Annotated in this window: 1 protein-coding gene (running past one end of the window); it reads left to right on the top strand. The window is 71.1% G+C overall.

The annotated features are described in order from the left end of the window. A protein-coding gene (locus LIU39_RS05865; protein WP_227045353.1) for a protein-glutamine glutaminase family protein crosses the window boundary here: on the top strand, positions 1 to 20,707 show its 3' portion. Its footprint begins 22,598 nt before the window's first position; only the last 20,707 of its 43,305 coding nucleotides appear in the window; its start codon lies beyond the left edge, outside the window; the stop codon is at positions 20,705 to 20,707.

Raw genomic sequence — 20,707 nt, 5'->3', positions numbered from 1 at the left:
GGGTGCCGAGCAGGGCGGCGGCTCCGTCACCTACTCGGCCGGCGACAGCCGCGGCCGGAGCACCACCCGGATCCTGAACGTCAATCCGGGCCGCTACATCATGCGCAACGGCGTGCCGCACACGCTGCACACCGGGCGGATCACCTGGACGGTCACCGCGATCGGCGAGGACCGCAACCAGATCCGCACCTGGGCGTCGAAGAAACCGACGCCGGCGAACACCGTCATCGACGACGGCGTCCTCTTCCTCCAGCCGCAGCTCCCCACGCCCGCCCCGGCCACCACCGCTCCCGGCACCTCCCGGACGGAGCAGGTCCCGCAGCAGCTGCCGGCCCACGCACTGCCGCTCACCACCGTCACCGAGCGCCTGCTGCCGGCCAACAGCACCGGCGAGCCGCTGTCCCGCCAGATCATGCACAGCCTCAACGACCTGCTGACCCGGCACGCGCCCCACAGCCGCAACGCCCTGTGGACGCTTGAGGTCCCGGGCGCCAGCCTCTCCGGGACGCTGGACATGATGCTGACGCCCGGCGCCCTGACCGCCATGGTCAACGCCATGCGCGGGGCCGGCGTGGTCCTGCGCCCGCTGTCCTCCGGCGGCCCCGGTTACCGCCGGAACCTCCAGATCGTCATCCGCCTCGACCGCGACCGCGCCGACGCGGTGCACACCGGCGAGGTCACCGACGGCACCGTCAGCCAGTACATCCAGTCCAACGTCCGTACCGAGCCCGGTCATACGCGGACGAAGGGCAAGAGCGTCCAGGCCGGGGCCACCGCATCCGAGTCGGCGCCGTCGTTCACCCGCTCCCGGCAGTCCGCCCGGACCGTGGCGGCCAGCCTGATGTCCCGCCGCCACGACGCCTTCACCCTCAGCGGGCCGCTGGCCTCGTACACGGTGAACGGCACGCTGGAGATCACCCTTCAGGAGACCGTCCGGGTCTCGCAGACCGCCGCCACCCTCAGCGGGGGCCTGGCCCGCCCGCTGGCGAAGCTCGCCCAGAGCGACAAGGGCGGCACGCACACCGCCACCGTTCCGCTGCGCGAAGAGGTACTGGTCCCGGTGTCGGAACTGGCGGGCCAGCCCCTCAAGGCGCCGCCGGTCCCCCGGATCCAGCGCTTCCTGGACGTGCCCTCCTTCGCCGAGCGGCACGCGATCTCCGGCGCGGAACTCTCCCGCAAGGCGGCGCTGGTCCAGCTCAATCCGGAGGCCGTGCGCCGGCTGTTCGACACCCTGCTGGACGACCTGCGGCACTTCGACGGCCCGGTGGGCGACCTCGCGGGGCGCGGGCGGCTCTCGCTCGACACCCTGCGCAAGCTGATCAACCCCGACGTGCTGACCAGGCACCTGATCCAGCACGGGCTGACCAGCGAGCCCACCGAGCTGCAGTCCGACCTCCAGACCGTCGACCAGATCCTCGCGGACACCAGGGGGCAGGTGCGGATCGCGATCGTGCCCGCCTGGGTCGGGCCGCACCTCGCCGACCGCAAGGGCACCAGCGAGCGCAGCGACTACGGCTCGCAGAACAGCAGCTTCTCCACCACCGACAGCCGCGGCAACTCCGTGGAGGGCGACGCCACTCCCGGACACACGCTGCCCGGCACGGCGACGGGCACGGCCACCGGCGGCGTGAACCTCAGCCAGACCACCAGCCTGACGACCGGCACCACCGGCTGGGCCATGAACCGCGTCAACGGCGCGGCGATGGACACCTACTGGAACGTGCACGGCCTCACCGGCGCCTACGTGCGGGTGACCATCAGCACCGAGCGGGTCGTCGGACGCGTCCGTTGGGCCGCCGACACCTTCGACGCCGTCTACCGCGTCTCCGACCTGCTGGCCCTCAGCCTGTCCCCGGAGGGGACGCTGCTGAACCTCGGCGGGGCCGGCGGCACGGCGATCCGTACCGCCTCCGGCTGGTACGTGCCGCGGGACGCCGCGCGCGACCGCAGCGACGCGCTGCTCCTCGACCTCCGGCGCGCCCAGGAGGTCCCGGAGACACCGGGCGCCCAGGTGTGGCAGGTCACCGAGGTCACGCCGCCCGGCCCGGAGACCGAGGGCACCGTCGCGGCCTATGGCAAGACCCTGACCCGCAGCGCCTTCACCGACCGCTTCATCCGCCCGGTGCTCGACCGCGACCCGGCCACCAAGGACCACACCCTCACCTGGGGCCCGTCCGAGAACGGCATGGTGTCGGTCACCGTCGCCGCGCCGGCCACGGCCACCGGCACGACGGACGAGCAGTCCGCCGAGCAGAACGGCCGGCAGGAGGACGCCCAGGACCAGGCGTCCCGGTCGACGCAGCCGACCCCGTCGTCCGAGGTCACCGAAGAGACCACCGCGACCGTGGCCACCCCCGTGCCCCAGGAATGGGTGGCGCTCGGGGTGGACTTTGCCCAGGCGGGCGGACTGCGGTCGTCCGGGCTGCGGCCCGAGCAGGTCGCCGAGGACGGCGACTGCTTCTTCCACGCCGTGATCCGGACGCTCCAGGCGTCCGGGCGGGCGAACGAGCTGCCCACCCAGGACATCGCGACACTGCGCGCCACCCTCGCGGACCGGCTCGCCGAGGGCCTGGGGGCCGACGACCCGCAGTTCTGGGACATGGTGCTGCCCTCCCTGCAGGCCGAGTTCCACAGCGGCCCGGAGAACTCCGTCGGGCAGCGGATCCGCGCGCACATCCAGGCGCAGCCCGCCGCCGTGCAGGACGCGGTGGCGAACGGCGACGCCGACGCCTGGCGCCAGGTGCTGCGGGGCTCGGGTGTCATCGACGCGATCGTCCAGGACATCAGGACCCCCGGCAGCTACAACCACCTCGCCGGCGACTTCGTCCCGGCCCTGTTCCCGCAGGTGTTCGGCATCACTCCGGCCGTCCTCCACCGCGGCAACACCACCTGGAACCAGCTCGCCGACGGCGACAACCCGGTGCACGTGGTGCGGGTGCAACTCCCGAGGGGGAACGGGCAGTACGTCGAGCACTACCAGGCCACGACGACGGTCCAGACGCAGGCCGAGCCCCAGCCCCAGGCTTCGGCCTCGGCTTCGGTGACCGCGCCGGCGACGACGGACACCCGCGCCGTCTCCTCCGAGGAGGCGAAGCAGGAACAGGAGCAGCCGGCGCAGTCCGCGCCGCAACTGCCGTCCGTTCCCGCCCGGTTGACCGAAGGCCGGCTCAGCGCCGGGGACATCGTGTACGGCCTCGGAGAGTCCGAGGAAGCGATCGTCGAGCAGCTGATGCCCGCGCTCGAAGCGGCGCTGGGCGCCGAGAAGGCCGCGATGGCGCGCGGCCAGCTGCTGTCCTACCTCGGCACCGAAGAGATGAAGCCGTGGCTGTCCGGGCTGACCCGGGGCGGCAAGCGGTGGGTTCCGATCGAGGTACCCGGCTGGTCCGGGGAGATCGAGGTCGGCGCGGTACTGCGCGAGGCGGTGACGGACGAGGAGCTGCCCAAGGTCGAGTTCGAGAACGGCGCGGAGTCCGCGTCCGGATCGGGCCACGGCAAGGACCGGCGCCTGCGCCGCACCTTCGGTGCCGACGTCCGGGTGGCCTTCGCGGGCGGCCGGGTCGACTTCCTGGCGAACAGCAGCGAGGACGGCACCACCGGTGTCACCACCGAGCGGACCGGCCGGATGTTCGCGCGCGGCAAGACCTCGGACAAGGCGCTGGCCGTCCGGGCCGTCGCCGAGTTCACGTTCGACTTCTCCGACGTGACGGCGACCGGCACCGGCAGCGGCGGACAGATCATGCCGATCGGGAACCAGCCCGTCACGGCCGGGCAGAGCGGCCCCCGTACGCAGCGGCTCACCGCCACCGTTCCCACGCTGCTGCTGGTCCCCGAGGCCGATTCGTCCGCGCACACCGCTGCGCCCCCCGTACACCGGATCCCGTCGGCCCGGGTGCGCGATCTGCACGCCATCGGGGGCACGGACATCGTCATCGACGTCCACCCCGCCGACCTGTCCGGCCAGTCGCTCAACGGCGGCCTGGAGGACGTGCTGACGCAGAAGGTCGCCGGTGGCAAGTCGCCCGACGAGGTCGGGCGCGAGGTGTTCGGCGACCGCTGGCCCGAGATCCGCACCCAGGTGCTGAGCCGGGTGGACTTCGGCCTGCTGCACGAGCAGTTCACCGCGATGATGAGCGGCGAGCCGCTGGAGATCAGCCTGGCCGAAGGACTGGGCTCGGTGCTGTTCTCCGCCGAGGTCGCCACCATGCGGCATGTGCGCGACACCAAGGAGACGGAGTTCAACGTCGGGACCGACGTGACGCGCACCGTCACCCACCCGTCGGCATCCGGCTCCAGCAAGACGGTCACGGGCGCCGGGCAGGTGACCCCGTTCGGCCAGGTTCCCGGCAAGCTCAGCGGACGGCTCGCAGGGCAGGCGGGCGCCGACGCGATCGTCATCGACGGGTTCTCCACCCGGACCGGAGCGGCCACCAAGACCAAGGTCCCCGGCTCGGTCTTCGACGGAGTGGCCGTGCTGCACGTCCGCTTCGTCCGCGCCACCGGCGACATGGAGCAGCCGGAATCCGCCACGGCGCACACCACGCTCGGCTTCCGCTCGCTCTCCGAGGCGTCGGAGACCGAGATCAGCGACGAGCGCACGGTCTTCGAGACGCCGTGGGCGCAGCAGGCGCTGAGCGGCACGTCCGCGTCCCAGGACCGGCAGGTCAAGCGACTGAGCCCGAAGACCTTCGCCAAGGGGGACACCACCTTCGCGCCGCCGCTGACCACGTGGTCGAGCGACCCCGCCAAGGGCGGCGGGCTGCCCGACACCGCCGTCATCCACGGCCTGTTCACCGGCGGCGACTTCGAGCTGGTCCCGCAGGAGAGCCCGCAGGGATCCCGCGAGACGCAGCAGCCGCTGCGGATCGGGATCCGCGAACGCATCGACAAGCTGGGCGAGCCGGTCTTCGGGAAGAAGGAGTGGCAAAGCCTCGCCGCGCTCTTCCACAGCAGCTTCCGCGGTGAGCGTCTCGCGTCCTGGCTCGGCGCGATGACGCGGGGCGGACGCCTCACCAGCGAGCAGCTCAGCAGCTCGGTCAGCCATGGCCACCGGGCGATGTCGGCCGAGGCCGAGGTGCAGAAGCTGGCGTATCTGCGGACGATCGACAAGTCCGAGCTGAACGTGCTCAGCGAGACCACGACCGGCGGCGCGCAGCGCACCCTGGTCTGGCAGGAAAGCGGTTGGCAGGCGCTCGGCGGCGGCGACGCCACCCTGCCGCAGGCGAGCAACATCCAGCCGACGGCGGGCGGCGGCCACTCGACGCGTACCCGCACCGGCACCCGTGCCGGCCGGCAGGCCAAGAGCGTCAACAACGCCAAGTACCCCGAGCCGATGGTGGTGTTCTCCGGCGAGGCCACGGTGCGGTTCCAGGTCACCGACTCGCACGGGCGCGTCATCGTGGCCGATCCCGCGCACGAAGTGGCGACGGTGCCCTTCATCGTGGCCATCCCCCGTGCGCTGTGCGAGCAGGTCACCGTGGAGACGGACGGACCCGCCGTCTACACGCGGGACGTCGAGGTCCGCAAGCTGCTGAGCAAGCTCAAGCAGCAGGCCGAGGCGGAGAAGCAGGAAGCGGCGAAGCAGGACGAGCTGCGGGCGCCGCTCCGGGTGACGCGGCAGCAGCGCCTCGCGCTGACCGACCACGTCCTGAGCGTGCACCGCGGCACGTGGCCGCACACCGCGCTCGAAGAGGTGCTGAAGCCGCACTTCGGCTCGGACTGGCCGAAGGCCAGGGCCGCCCTGGCGACCCACATCGAGCCGTTCGCCCTGCGCCCGCGTATCGCGCAGTTCAGCCAGAACCCGGACGCGTTCGAGACCATCGAGGTGACGGTCGGCGGGGTGAGTGCCAAGGTGTCGCTGGCGTCGGTGACGGTGCACGAGCCGCGCTACGTCGGGACGGTCGAGAAGAACTTCGAGTCCGAGACCGGCGCCGAGGAGGCCGGGTCCACCGGCCGGGTTCAGGACCGGCGCAGCCGCACCACGGGCATCCTCGACATCACGGCCAAGGCCCCGCACGCGATCACCGTCCAGTACACCGGCACGACCCTGTCCGACAGCACCACCGGCCACGCCATGGACACCGGTGGCGGCTCACAGGCCAAGGGCAAGACCGTCGAGCCCGTCGGCCTGTTCGACGCGAAGATCACGTTCGCGTTCGACGTCACGCTGACGAAGCGCCTGTCCGCAAGCGTCGAACTGCCGGTCACCGCCGGCCTCGACACCCGTCTCGCCTTCCCGAAGCGTGACCTCATCGACCCGAAGACGGGAATAGCGCCCGCCCCGTCGGTGCGACGCCCGGTGCCGAAGCGCATCGAGGACGGGCGCATCGGCGACACCGACCTCGTGCAGGGCCTGGAGCTGTCCGCGTCCACCGCCGAGATCCACACGCTGCTCGACGATCTCAACACCCGCGGCATACGGGCCTTCGGTACGGCCAAGCGCTGGCGGCAGGCCAAGGCGGACCTGGCGCAGGAGCTGCACTCCGACCGGATCCGGCAGCACCTGCGCGGCATGATGGCCGACGAGCCGCTGATCATCCCGGTGCGCGGCGGCGTCATCGCGATCACCGCGAGCGTCTACGACCTGTCCCACGTCGCGGACACCGGAACCACCGAATTCACCGTCGGGGCGGAGCACAGCCTCAGCGAGGGCAGCACGGACGGGGTGTCCGCGCTCGGCTCCGGTTCGGCCACCACGCACGCCCTGAAGATCTCCGGCGGGGCCCAGGTCGCGCCGGGTGTCAGCGTGTTCGGCGGGCTCGGCGGCAGCCGTGGCTCAGGCCACGACGAGGTGTCGGTCACCGGCACGGCGAGCAAGACCGTGCTGACCACCAAGAGCAAGGCCCCTGGGGCGTTCTACACCGGCAAGCTCCGGCTCTACTTCGACATGCGGTCCACCGGCGACGGGCTGCACCGGCGCGTACTGCGGTACACCTACCGGGAGCAGGCCCGGCGGCTCCAGCACAAAATCGGGCAGCAGAAGCCGGTGCAGCAGTCCGTCCCGGACACGGATCAGCCCACCGCCACCTCGGCAGGGGCGTTCCGCCGGAAGCTCGCCGATGTCTTCCGGCAGTTGCAGGGGGACGAGCGCAGTCGTCAGCTCGTGGAGACGGAAGAGCGCCGCCGACAGGTGCGGCTGTCCCGCCAGGCGAAGCTGCTCCAGCTCGGGGCGGGCCGCGCCATCGGTGAGGTGCCGGTCAACCGTGACCTGCCGGACAACCGTGACGTGTCGATCGCCTTCTCCGTCCTGGTGGAGGCCGCTCCGGAGCAGAAGCAGGAGCAGGAGAAGGCACCGGAGCAGGAGCAGGTACCGGCCCCCGACGCGTCGCAGCCGAAGCAGCGCGCCACGCCGCAGGAGCCCTCCACCGACTGGGTGATCCGTGACCTTCCCTCCATCGGAGGAGTCCACGCGATGCTCCGGGTCCACGGCCGCAAGTACCTCGGCTCGGATTGGGACGCCAAACCCCAGAAGAACGCCAGGACTTGGGGAGAGACCGCGCAGAACGCCTTCGGCCTACAGGTCCTCAAGCCGTGGATGCGGCACCTGCTGGTGACCGCGCCGCAGGCGGACGCCTCGGCGTTCGGCCCGCGTTCCACGCTGAGCGTCGACCTGTTCAAGGACATGTTCGGCAAGCAGACCCGCGTGACGGCCACCTTCGAGCTGCTGGACGAGCTGACCCTGGAACGGCTGGACGAGAAGGCCGAGCGGGCGATCGGCTCGGAGGCCGGGCACCGGTTCGGCAAGGCGCGGCTGAACACCCAGCAGTGGACAGGACAGGGCCAGATCGGCGTCGAGGGCGGCGCGCCCGGAGTGTCCGGGCTGCGCGGCGGCGTGCACGCGGGCGGCGGTATCCGCAGGCGCGAAATCGCCCTCCAGTCCGAGGCGGGCCGGACCTTCGCCAACGCCAAGATCCCTCAGCCGCACGAGATCCGCACCGGCTCGGTACGGGTGACGTTCACCTTCTGGCGCGGTACGGAGAAGCTCGGCGAGGCCCGCGGCATGACTCCGCTGACGGTCGGCATTCCGTGGAAGCCGACCCGGGAAGCCACCACCGAGCAGCCGGCCAAGGAGACCCAGGAGGCCACTCAGCAGGATGTCATGCAGCGGGAGGTCCTGCGGCTGCGCGGCGGATACGAGCCGCAGCCCTTCACCTTCTCCCGCGGGTCCGACGCGTCCTTCTCCTCCGAGGACGAGGACGAGGCGTCCCTGTCGGACGACGAGTCGATGGTGTCCGCCGGCCTCGCCGACGAGGCGATGGAGCTTGACACGTCGGACACGGAGTCCCGGTCCAGCGTGGACAGCATCCGCCACGCCCGGCCGTCCCAGGCCACGTGGAACGCGCTGACCAACGCCGCCTCGCACACCACCGCCCAGCCCCCGTGGCTGGCGAAGGTGCAGAAGCTGCGGGCCCAGCTGGCGCAGGCGCTCCAGGCGCCGCCGCTGCACGGGCTCACCCCGCAGCAGATGGCACTGCTCCAGGCGAGCATGCCGTCGTCGGCCGAACTGTCCCACGAGGTGTGGGAGTACATGCCGCTGCTCCCCCTGACCGGGCCCTTCAAGGGGGTCCGCGAAGAGCTGCTGCGCGAAGTGACGGCGCTGGAGCGGCAGTTCAACGTCCCGGACCTGCTCCCGCCCGCCACCGGGAACGGTGACGCGCAGCAGCAGTGGGAGGGCTGGGCCGAGGAAACCCAGCTCGTCGCCGAGGCACTGGAAGAAGATCTGGCCCCGGACGCCGGGACGGAGAACGCGGAACGCGGTTCCTCGCAGCCCATGGTCGACTACCTGGCCCGCGCCGCGCTGCGCCACCGCCAGCAGCTGTGGGCGGCCCCGGCCATCGCGCACCTGTCAGGCGCCGAGCGCCGGCACCTCACCGAGCACCTCACCGGGCTGCTGCACCCATGGCTGGAATCGCACTACGGCAGGCACGCCACCGTGGCGCACGGCACCGGGGAAAGCTTCACGGACGACGTCCTGGAGGACTCCGAGATGTCGGACGGCTCGGTGATGTCCGAGGATTCCGGCATGTCGGAGGACTCGGCCGTCGAGGAGTCCACGCACGCGTCCCTCACGGACGACCGGGAACTCACGGAGGACGAGGACACTCTCTCGACGGGCACGGACGTCGGCGACGACGCACTGGTGGACACGGAACGCCGTATGTTCCCCCAGGCCCTGGTCTTCCCCACCATCGAGGCGGGCGCGTCCTACGGACAGCAGCAGTGGAACGCCCATGTCCTCCGCCTTCCCCGCAGGCTGAAGCGCGCGCTGCGTGACTACACCAGCGGGCCCGAGGAGGTCCGCCGGCTGCCCTACACTCCCGCGGACATCGAGATCAAGGCACTCGCCCGGGATCTCGACGCGGACGACGGCACCCTCACGCACTTCGTGGAGGCCCTGGCCCAGCAGCACGCGATCAGCCACGACGAGATCTACGACAACGTGCTGACCGACGGCAAGCCGACCCCGCCGATGTCGGGGCTCGCGTTCATGGAGCAGGCGCTGGCCGCCACCGAGCACCACGTGCGGACCCTGGGCGAGGCGCTCAAGAGTCACCCGGTGCCCGAGACCCTGGTGGCCGTCAAGGGTCTCGACAAGGGGTACTTCCCCGAGGGAACCGACGTCCGGCAGGGCCTGGTCGTGCGCGAGGGCCGATTCATGTCGACCTCGCTCGGCCCGGTCGCCGAGGACTTCGAGGACAGGCCCTACATCCTGCATCTGCTGGTGCCCGCGGGCACCCCCGCCCTGTACCTGGGCGCGCTCTCCGACACCGGGGACGACGAGCGGGAGTTGCTGATCTCCCGCGGCTTCGACTGGGAGATCGTGCACGTCGAGAAATCCGCGACGGACGACGAACAGGTCCATCTCTACGGCCGGATCGTTCCGCAGGTCACCGGTGCCGCAGCGAGCGCGCCGACCACCACGGAGCTCACCGCGGACCCGCACACCGCGTCCGGGGGTTCCCAGACATCGGCGACGGACACGACGGACCACTGGGAGCCGTCCGCCGCGACCTTCGGTCCGAAGATGGCACCGACCCAGCGGTCGTCCCCGGGGACGGATACGTCCGCCCACGAGGAAACGCACGCCGTGCGCTTCACCGAGCGTGCGAAGGAGGTCGAGACGTCCGAACAGCTGGACGTGATCGACCAGGTGGCCAAGCGACTCGTCGAGTGGGCTCTGGAAGACCGACGCGCCGACCGGCCGCTCCCCGAGGTCGAGTTGACCGGCTTCGGCAACGGCTCCACGCTGCCGTTCGTGGACTCCGCCGCCCGCGCCGAGCAGACCGGCGATCTGCGGGCTTCCGCGGTCCACAACAAGTTGCGGCGGCGGCTGGCACAGGAACTCTACGAGTACTACTCGTACGACAAGGAGGGCATGACGCGTCCCCGCCGTCTGACGCACCGGGACTTCGTCATCTCCCAGGCCCCGTCGCGGCAGCCCGACCGCCACACCGGCACCCTTGAGGACGGCCGCCGGGTGGAGATCACCCTCCACCGTGCGCCGACAGCCGCGGACCCCTTCCTCGACGAGGACCTGCCGCTGCAGACGCTGGCGACGCAGGAGCAGCAGGCCCGGACCGTCCGGCTGGGCGACGTGCAGCACCTCCCCATCGTCTCCGTCGACGAGGACGGCCGGCACCGCGTCGGGCGCTTCTTCCTGGGCGGCAAGGACATCTTGGACTTCGAGGGCCAGTATGTGGACCTTCAGCTCAAGAAGCCGTACTTCGTGCACTTCGCCACCCTCAATGACCCGCCCGGCTTCAGCGTGAGGAACGACATTCCCAAGGAGAGCCTGCGAAAGGTGCCTTGGGACCTGGGGCGTCCCATCTACGTGGCCATGGCCCACGGGCTGCCCGGCCAGGTCGAGCTGTGGGTGCAGGAGAACGGCGCCGAGCCCACGCAGCACGACGTGACGGGCCGGGAGTTGGGCAGGACGCTGGCTCGTCGCCCGAGTTTGCAGGAGCTGAGGCAGCGCGAGGGGAAGCCCGCCCAGATCGTCCTGGTGGTGTGCCTGGCGGCTGACGTCGACGAGTACGGCCGGGTCGTCGCCCAGGAGGTCGCGAACGAGACCGGCATGGAGGTGTGGGCGGCGACCACTCCGGTGGCTACGATCTCGCAGCTGCCTGCGCGCGACGATCAGTTGGATTACTCCTTCGGCCTCAGGCCCCATCTGGAAACCGGCGAGCCCGGTGAGTGGAAGCTGTTCACCCCGGCCCGTCAGAGCAGTGCCGCGCAAGCCACCGAGCAGCTCCCGCCCGTGGTCACCGTGCAGACCCTGCCGCCGGCCACAGCCACGGAGCAGAAGGTCACAGAGCCGGAAGAGCAGCACGGCGCGCATCAACAGTCCACCGCCACATGGGCCTTTCTGGCCGCCCCGCGCCGCGTGGGCGCCTCCGGCCCGGAGTTGAGCGACGCGGCCCAGGAGAGTGCCGAAGAAACGTCGGCGCCCATGTCGGCCTCGGAGTTCGACGCGCTGCTGGCGGCCGGGCAGACCATCACCGCGGTCGAGGAATATCTGGGGCGGTTCGGGAACGCCGCGAATCCGCCGTCGGACACGCAGATCGAAGAGGGCTGGGGGCACCTGGCCGACCTTGACGAGGCCGTCCACGTCGGCGCCGCCCGGCCGGAACTCCTGTCCCGGCTGCTGACCACCCTGGCGGGACTGGAGGACGCCGACACCGCGGCGCCACACGTCCGGTCCACGGTCCCGTCGCGGGACGCCGGAACAGACGCGTGGAACAGCTGGGTCCAGCGGTGGGACACCTTCGTCTCCCGGGTGGAAGCGGCGGCCGACAACGGCAGCGTGGTCCAGTCCCATGGACGCCTGCTGTGGAACCTGCGCCGTCTGCGGCGTGACCTGTGGGAAGAGGAGACCGGGCGCCAACTGCCGTCGGAGGCCCGGACGGAGATGACCCAGCGGCTGAACACCGTGCGCACGCGGCTGATCGCCCTCGTCCCGCCCCAGGCACCCGTCCGGACGGCGGCTACGGCCTCCGCTCCGGTCACCGGGAACCAGGCCGCCTCTGCCATCCACCCGACGCTGCCCGTGGAGGTGGGCCCCACCCAGTACCTGCCCATCCGCACGGCGCCCCGTCTGCCGCAGGTCGACCGGGCCACCACGGTCCACTCGCTGACGGAAGAGATGGCGGCCGTCCACGGCGCGGAACACCCGTTGGTCACGGCGGTCAGCCGCTTCCTGGACAAGGACCGGGTCGCCTCAAGGAACCGGCCGCTCGCATGGACAACCCGTGACGGGCACGCCAAGGGGCTGTGGGCCTGGTGGCAGAACGCGCGGCACGACATCGGACGCCTGGAGGGCACCCCCGATCAGGAAATGGCGCGGTTCGTCGAGCACTTGACGGAAGCCGCACGCGCCGGCACCCGGGTCAGCAGCGTCCCCGACACGTCCACCGAGGCTCCGGGAGTGTGGTCCGGCCGGATGCCGAGCGCCACCCGTGCCTTCTCGGGATTCCTCGCCTCGTCGGAGAGCACCGAGCAGCCACCGGCCCCCGCGCAGACAGTGGAAGACGAGTCGACCGGCATCCGCCAGTCGGAGAGCACCGAGCAGCCACCAACCCCCGTGCAGACAGTGGGAGACGAGTGGGCCGGCATCCGCCGACGACCGACGACCATGCGGCTCATGGCGACGTTGCTGACGGTGTACGGCGAGGGCGATCCCCTCATCCGTGTGGTGCGGGACTGGCTGCGCGAGTTTGACGAAAGCAGCCGGGGGCAAGGGGACCGCGCACGCTCGTTCTCCCGGTGGGAGGCGTACCTGCGGTCGCAGAACAGGCACCCGCTGGACGAGACGGTCCTCCCCACCGAGGACGAGGGATTCCTCCAGGCGCTGCAGGAGGCCGCTTCGGCCGCCGGTCAGGAGCTGAGCCGGCTCACTCTCCAAACCGTGCGCAGCAACGTCAATGCCTTCATCTCGTTCCTTGTGAAGCACCCCGATCTGCGGGGAACGGCCGGTACGCAGGTCAGCGTCCCGGCGTCGCCGGTGGCCGCGGACACGGAAACGGGCGTGTCAGTGGGCACGCCCCCGGCGGCATCCGACAACGCGTACGCATCCGCGCAGACGGAATGGCTCATGCAGGCGGAGGCCACGGCGCTGCTCCTGGAGATAGCGACGCCCGACATGCTCACCGCGGAGGAGCGCGAGGGCTGGCGCGCATCCGTCGACCAGGGCACGGCGTTCCGGACCGAACTGATGCAAACGCAGGTCTCCGGCTTCCTGCCGGAGGCGGAACGGCTGGCACTCGCACAGCGTTTGGACGCGGCGCTCGCCCCGTGGACGCAGGCGCTGCGCACCACGGCCCTCGCCCCGCAGGCCACCACCTCAGAACCGTCATCGTCCGAACTCCCGGGCACCGAACCGTTCGCACTGCTGGACTCCAGCGACGCGCGGGGCGCCGAGGACCAGCCGAACGCGCAGTGGGAGTGGGATTTCGACGAGCTGCTGGACTTCGGTCCCGCGATGGACGTCGACCCCACGCCGGTGACCGAGGACGACCTGCGCTGGGCCCGCTCGCTCGTGCGGCTCCAGCCCATCATCGACAACCCGGAGCGGTTGGCCCTGGTGCGCGAAGCGACCGAGGAGATCGCCCGGCAGCGAGCCAACTTCAGCAGCGACGCCGAGGCACGTAAGCGCGCCTACGAACTGCTGGAGCAGCGCAACATCCCGATCTCGTCGCAGGGACTGCCCGGCGGCGGCCAGAAGCTCGGCACCCCCACGACCACCACCCAGGCCGGCCCCTCCACAGCCAGCGGCTCCGGCAGCGGCCAGGAAACGCACAGCGTGTCCTTCCCCCAGGGCTCGCAGGACATCTCCACCCCGCAGCAGCAGGACGAGATCGACCGCATCGCCGATCTGCTGGTGACGCAGGGCCTGCGCAACTGGCAGGCGGGCGGGGCTCTTCCGGCGACGGAGGTCACCGGCCTGGGCAACGGCTCCAAGATGCCGTTCGGCGGCACCGGCCAGGCGGTGGCCACCGGGAACAAGCGGGCCCTCGCCACCGTCACCGAGCTGAAGAAGAGCATCGCGGCGCGGCTCAAGGCGGAGCCGCAGGGCGACGGGCCGCGCCTGACGGCCGACCTCTTCCCGATCGTGCAGCAGCTGTCGCCCGAGCCCGGCGCCCACCGCGGCCCGGCCCAGGAGCAGCGCCGTGCCGACGTGTCGGTGCAGCGCACACCGCACTCCGTGCACATCGGCGACACCCGTGGTGACGTCGTGCCGGTGGCCCGCAAGATCCACATGCAGTGGCTCGGCAGCAAGCCGCTGAGCGAATCCGCCAAGGAGAACATCGAGGCGTGGCGGGCGAAGGCGAAGGAGGCCGGGTGGACGCTGGTCTTCCGGGCCGACGACGCCTCCCGGACGGCCAACGCCGACTTCTTCGGGCAGCTGACGGCCGCCGGTGCGGCCCGCGTAGAGCCGATGGAGGAAGTCTTCGCCCTCCAGGACCCGGCGTCCGCGGATCCGCTGCACAAGAGGCTGGCCAAGGCCGTTGAGCTCTACGAGTTCGCCCTGCGGAACAAGGCGTTCCCGATGGCCGCTGACGTCGCCCGGTACGCGATCCTGGTGCAGGAGGGCGGTGTCCACACGGACGTCGACGTGGCACCCGGGGACACCGTCCTGCCTCCCGACGGCCTCAGCACGTCCCAGGACGCGGTGCCGTTCCTCGGGCCCGAGATCCAGGACTGGGGGCACTTCGCCGACATCCGGGCCAAGGCCGATGAGTGGGCCGGCGCGCGTGCTGCGGACGGCCGTGCGCAGCATCCCCTGTGGCGGGGCGCACAGTTCCAGTACTCCAAGGGCACCCTCGGCAACCAGTTCATCGTCGCGCCCGCCGGGTCGGCGTTCCTGGAGCGGGTCCTGGACAACCTCACCTCACCGAAGGACCTGGCCAACCAGACCGTAAACCTCAAGCACGACGCCGGGGCGCTGACCGGCCCCTGGTATCTCAAGAAGCAGATCACCCTGCACCTCCGGGACAACGGCCGGCTCACGCAGGAAGAGGACGTCTCCAAGGCCGGCCTGTTCTCCTCCCGCAGGGTGCAGGCCGACCCCGCGCAGCTGGCGCAGTGGCAGCACGTCATGTGGCTGACCGCCGAGAGCGACAGCCTGGTGTACGACACCCCGCAGTCCGCGTCGCACGCCACCCCGGAGAACCTGTCCGATGAGGACATGACCTGGGCCGCCGGTCTGGTGCACGGCCCGCTCCTCATCGCCGACGCACCGCGTCAGCGGCTGGTACGCAACGTGGTGCGGCAGGTGGCTGCCCAGCGCACCGAGCTGGGCGGCGACGAGCAGCGGGCGCGCACACTCGGCGACCAACTGCTGGACCGCTACGGCCTGTTGCCCGCGGCCACCGGCCTGCGGGCCGGCACCAGGACCACCACCTTCTCCACCCAGGAGGCCGACCCGTACGCCGCAGGACCGTCACGGACGGCGGCCGACCGGGCAACGAACAGCCAAACCGCAGAGGGGCAGACCACTGCGGCCCAGGCAGGCACGGCCCGTTCCCTGGTACAGAGGATGTCCGCCTTCCACGGCGTCGAGCACCCGCTGGTCGGGGCCGTGAGCAACTTCCTCGACGAGGACCGTGTCATCTCGGCGACCGGTCGGCCATTGGCCGAGGCAACCCGTGAGATGTACGCCAGGGACCTGTGGTCCTGGTGGGAGAACACGCTGGCCGAGGCCGGGCACCTGGTGGGCACCCCCGACGAGGAGATGGCGCGGTTCGTCGCGCACTTGACGCGTGCGGCACGCGAAGACATCCGGGGCAGCAGCATCCCCGGCTCGTCCGACCAGACTTCGCAGAGGTGGGACGACGCGACGCCGCCGGCCACTGTTGCCCTCGCCCTCTTCCTCTCCCCTCCTGCGCAGGCCCCCCGCTCCCGTCCGACAGTCGCCCTCCTCATGCAGACGCTGCGGGAGGAGTACGGCAACGACGCCCCCCTCGTCGATGTCGTGCAGGACTGGCTCCGCCAGTTCCCCGAGGGCAGCAGTCAGGAGACGTATCACGCACGGGCCTTCCTCCGGTGGGAGGCATACCTGCGACCGCAGGGCCGGCACCCGCTGGACGAGACGGAATTCCCCTCGGCGAACGGGGATTTCCTCCACGCTCTGCAGGCGGCCCAGTCGGCCGCCAACCAGCCGGTGCGTCACCGCACCCTTCTCGAGGTGTCCTACAAGGCCAACTCCTTCGTGCGGCATCTTCAGCACCACCCCGAGCTGCGGCGAACGGGCAGCGAGCAGGTGAACGTCCCGGCGTCACCGGTGGCTGCGGACGTGGACGTGGACATGGACGCGCCCCTGGCGGAGTCCGATGACGCGTACATCATCGAGCAGGCGGAGACCACACGGGTACTCCTGACGACCATGCCACCCGACATGCTCACCACGGAGGACCTGGCCGGCTGGCACGACTCCGTCGATGAGGGCATCGCCCTGCTGGCCGGACTGAGGCGGCAGCAGGCCGCCAACTTCCTGCCGGAGACGGAAGAGCTGGCGCGCGCATTGGACGCGGCGCTCACCCCGTGGAGGCAGGCGCTGAGCACCACAGCCGCCCCGCAGACCACCACCGAACCGGCATCGTCCGGGCTCACGGACACCGAACCGTTCGCGCTGCCTGAGCAGCGGAACACCCCGGTGGAGCAGGAGCTGCACAGCGGGACATCCGACACCTGGTGGGGCCGGCTCGTTTCCCGTTCCAGGAGCCAGAGCCCCTCGGAAGCCGCCCTGGAGTCGGAGACGGCGGCGTCCATGTCGTCGTGGGATTTCGACGCGCTGCTGGCGGCCACACAGACCACTGTGGTGGTCGACGAGTACCTGGAGCGGATCGGGAACGCCACGACGCCGCCGTCGGCCGCGCAGATCGAGGAGGGCCGGGGATACCTGGCCGACCTCGACGAGGCCATACGGACCGGCGCCGCCCGGCCGGAAGTCCGGACCCAGCTGCTGACCGTCTTGGAGGGGCTGGAGGACGCCGAGCGGGCGACCGCCCTCGCCCCGGCCACGACCCCCGCGCCGGTCGCCGAAGGCGCACCCGTCGTGCACCCGACGTTGCCCGCGGGCCCGGACCCCGGCCAGTACGTGCCCATCCGTCAGGCGCCCATCAAGCCCGCCGTCGACAGGGCCGGCACGGTCCACGAACTGACGGCGAAGATGGCAGAGGTTCACGGTGCGGAGCACCCGCTGGTCATGGCGGTGAGCGCCTTCCTGCACAAGGACCGGATCGCCAGCACCGGCCGAAAGTTCACCGTGAACGGCCGTGAGGGGTATGCCAAGGGCCTGTGGGCCTGGTGGGACAAGGCCCTGTCCGAGATCGGGCCCTTGGAGGGCAACCCCAACGAGGAAATGGCGCGGTTCGTCGGGCACTTGAGGCGCACCATTACGCTCCCCACCACCCGGGAGAGCGGCGGCCACGCGCCGGTCGGCGAGGGTCCGCAGAGGTGGACGAGCTACATGCCGAAGGCCACCCAGCCCTTCGCCTCCTTCCTCACCACACTGCCTACGCAGCCGACCGCTTCCCACACCACACTGCCTCAGGCGGCGTCCGATGACGCGAACACCGCCGCGCAGACGGAGTGGCTCTCGGAGGTGAAGGCCACGCTGATACTCCTGGAGGTGACGACACCGGACCTGCTCTCCGCGGAGAGGCTGGCATCCTTGCGCCCGTCCGTCGATCAGGGCGCTGCACACCTGGCCGAACTGAGGCGGCAGCAGGCCGCCGGTTTCCCGCGGGAAACGGAACGGCTGGAGCTCGCAGGGCATTTGGAGGCCGCGCTCGCTCCATGGACACAGGCGCTGAGCGCTCTCGATTCCGCCCCGCAGACCAGCACCGAACCGGCGTCGTCCGAACTTCCGGGCACCGATCTGTCCGCACTGATGGACTTCAGCTTCGAGCAGGCCGCCGAGGACGAGCCGAACGCGCAGTGGGAGTACGACGGGCAGTTGGACTTCGGTCCCGCGATGGACGTCGACCGCACGCCCGTGACCGATGAGGACATGCTCTGGGCCGCCCCGCTCGTGCCGGCCAAGGTCGTCATCGACGACCCAGTGATGATGGCGGCGATACACGAGGCGATCGAAGACGTCGCACGGCAGCGCGCCCGCTTCGGCAGCAACACCCGAGCCGCAAGCGAGTACGCCGTCGAACTGCTGGAACAGCGCAACATCCCCATCTCGCAAGGACTGCCCGGCGGCGGCCAGAAGCTCGGCACCCCCACGACCACCACCCAGGCCGGCCCCTCCACAGCCAGCGGCTCCGGCAGCGGCCAGGAAACGCACAGCGTGTCCTTCCCCCAGGGCTCGCAGGACATCTCCACCCCGCAGCAGCAGGACGAGATCGACCGGCTGGCCCAGAGGCTGGTGGACCTGGGACTCGCCAACTGGCGTGCCGGTAACGCCCTTCCGGAGGTGGACATCACCGGCCTGGGCAACGGCTTGAAGCTGTCGTTCGCCCCCTCCGCCGCCGAGCGCGCCGCGATCACCGGAGGCAAGCGGGCCACTGCCACCGCCACCGCGCTCAAGAAGAGCATCGCGGCGAAGCTCAAGGCGGAGCCGCAGGAGTCCGGGCTGCGCCTGACGGCCGACCACTTCCTGATCGTCGAGCGCCCGGCGCCGCAGCCCGGCTCCCGTCGCGGCTCGGTGGAAGAGCAGCGCCGTGCCGTCGTCTCGGTGCAGCGCACGCCCCACTCCGCGTACATCGGCGACACCCGTGGTGACGTCGTGCCGGTGGCCCGCAAGATCCACATGCAGTGGCTCGGCACCAAGCCGCTGAGCGAATCCGCCAAGGAGAACATCGAGGCGTGGCGGGCGAAGGCGAAGGAGGCGGGGTGGACGCTGGCCTTCCGGGCCGACGACGCCGCCCGGCAGACCAACGCCGACTTCTTCGCGCAGCTGACGGCGGGTGACGAGGCGCGTCTGGAGCCGATGGAGGAGGTCTTCACCCCGCAGGGCACCTCCGACGACGAGGCGCTGGTCAAGGCCGGTGAGCTGTACGAGTTCGCACTCGGGCAGAAGGCGTTCCCGATGGCCGCGGACGCCGCGCGGTACGTGATCCTGCTGCGGGAAGGCGGCGTGCACGCGGACGTCGACGTCGCCCCCGGTGCCATCGTCCTGCCCGCCGACGGCCTGGAGATGTCCTCGGACGGGGTGCCGTTCCTCGGGCCCGAGTTGCAGGACTGGGACAGCTTCGCCGAGACACGGCGGGAGGCCGACGAGGCGCAGAGCGACCGCACGCAGCCCCCGCTCGTGCGGGCCGCGGGGTTCAAGTACTCCGATGGCATCCTCGGCAACCAGTTCATCGTGACCCCCGCCGGGACCGCCTTCATGAAGCGGCTGCTGGCCGAGCTCCGTTCGAAGGAACAACTGGGTAACTACATCGGTCACCTCAACGAGAACGCCGGATACCTGACCGGCCCGTGGTTCGTGAAGGAGCAGATCGCCCAGCACCTCAAGGACAACGGAACGCTCCCCGGGCACAAGAGCACCACCTTGTACGCCCTGTTCCGCTCCCGCCGGGTGCAGGCCGATCCCGCGCAGCTGGCGCAGTGGCAGGACGTCATGTGGCTGACCGCCGAGAGCGACAGCCTGGTGCTCGACACGCCGCAGTCCGACGCGGACACCGCGTCCGGCAGTTCGGGCCCGTCCGAAGCGGACCGGGAATGGGCGGCAGGTCTGGTGCACGGCCCGATGCTCGTCGCCGACCCTCCGCGTCAGCGGCTGGTGAACGAGGTGATACGGCGCGTGGCCGCGCGTCGCGCCGAGTTCGGCGACGACGAGCAGCGGGCGCGCGACCTGGCCGGCGAACTGCTCGACCGGTACGGGCTGTTGCCCGAGACCGCCGGTGTACGCGGCGGTAGGGCCGGCACTCTGCCCGTCCAGGGCTCACAGGCCCAGAACGAGCAGGTCAAGGACGAGCAGGTCCAGGACCCGTACGCCGCGGGCCCGTCGCGGACGGCCAAGGCCCAGGGCAAGACCCGGGCACGCGTCCAGGACACGGCCCCGGTCCGGCAGCCGGAGCCACCGAAGCAGCCGCAGTTCCCGCTCGCCAATCTGGACGCCGCGCCGAAGCCCGTGACGGCCGAGGAGGCGGCGGCCAAGGAGACAGTGGCGACGGAGCCCGCCGTCACTCCCAGCAAGGAGACCACCGCCCCCACGTCCACCCCCGCCCCCCAGGTCCCGCTGGTCTCCGACCGGAGCCTGGTCCAGGGCCGCCTCCAGGCGATCGTCTGGGTGCCCACCGGTACGTCGGACGTGTCCGCTGAGGGCTACCGGGACGGCGCGGCGGTCGGGCAGTTCCGGTACCGGATGGGTGGGCTCGACACCGGGAGCGTCACGGTGGAGAACCCGGTCACGGAGCTGGCCAGCGGCGGCGCGAACGGTGGGCTGCCGCCGCGTGTCCTGCACCTGAGCGGGGCGATGTCAGGGGACGAGCCGCCCGAGCAGGTGGCGCGGATCGTCGAGGCGCTGCTGCGGCGGGCCGTCCGGCTGGCCGCGGGCGACGACGCGGGCCAGGTGATCGTGGAGACCAACGGGGCCGTGGTGACCCCTGAGTTGCTCGGCGTGCTCGGCTTCGAGCAGCTGGGCGACGGGCCGCTGTGGCACAGCGGCACCACGGAACTCGTCACGGTGCTGCGTGCCAGGCCCGAGGCGGAGGATCTGGTGGTGGACAACTGCGAGTCGGGCCGGCTGCCCGGATAG

It is taken from the genome of Streptomyces pinistramenti (assembly GCF_020564935.1).
Classification (GTDB): Bacteria; Actinomycetota; Actinomycetes; order Streptomycetales; family Streptomycetaceae; genus Streptomyces; species Streptomyces pinistramenti.
The sequence above is the reverse complement of the archived record's forward strand: the minus strand, read 5'-3'. Positions and strand labels throughout refer to the sequence as shown.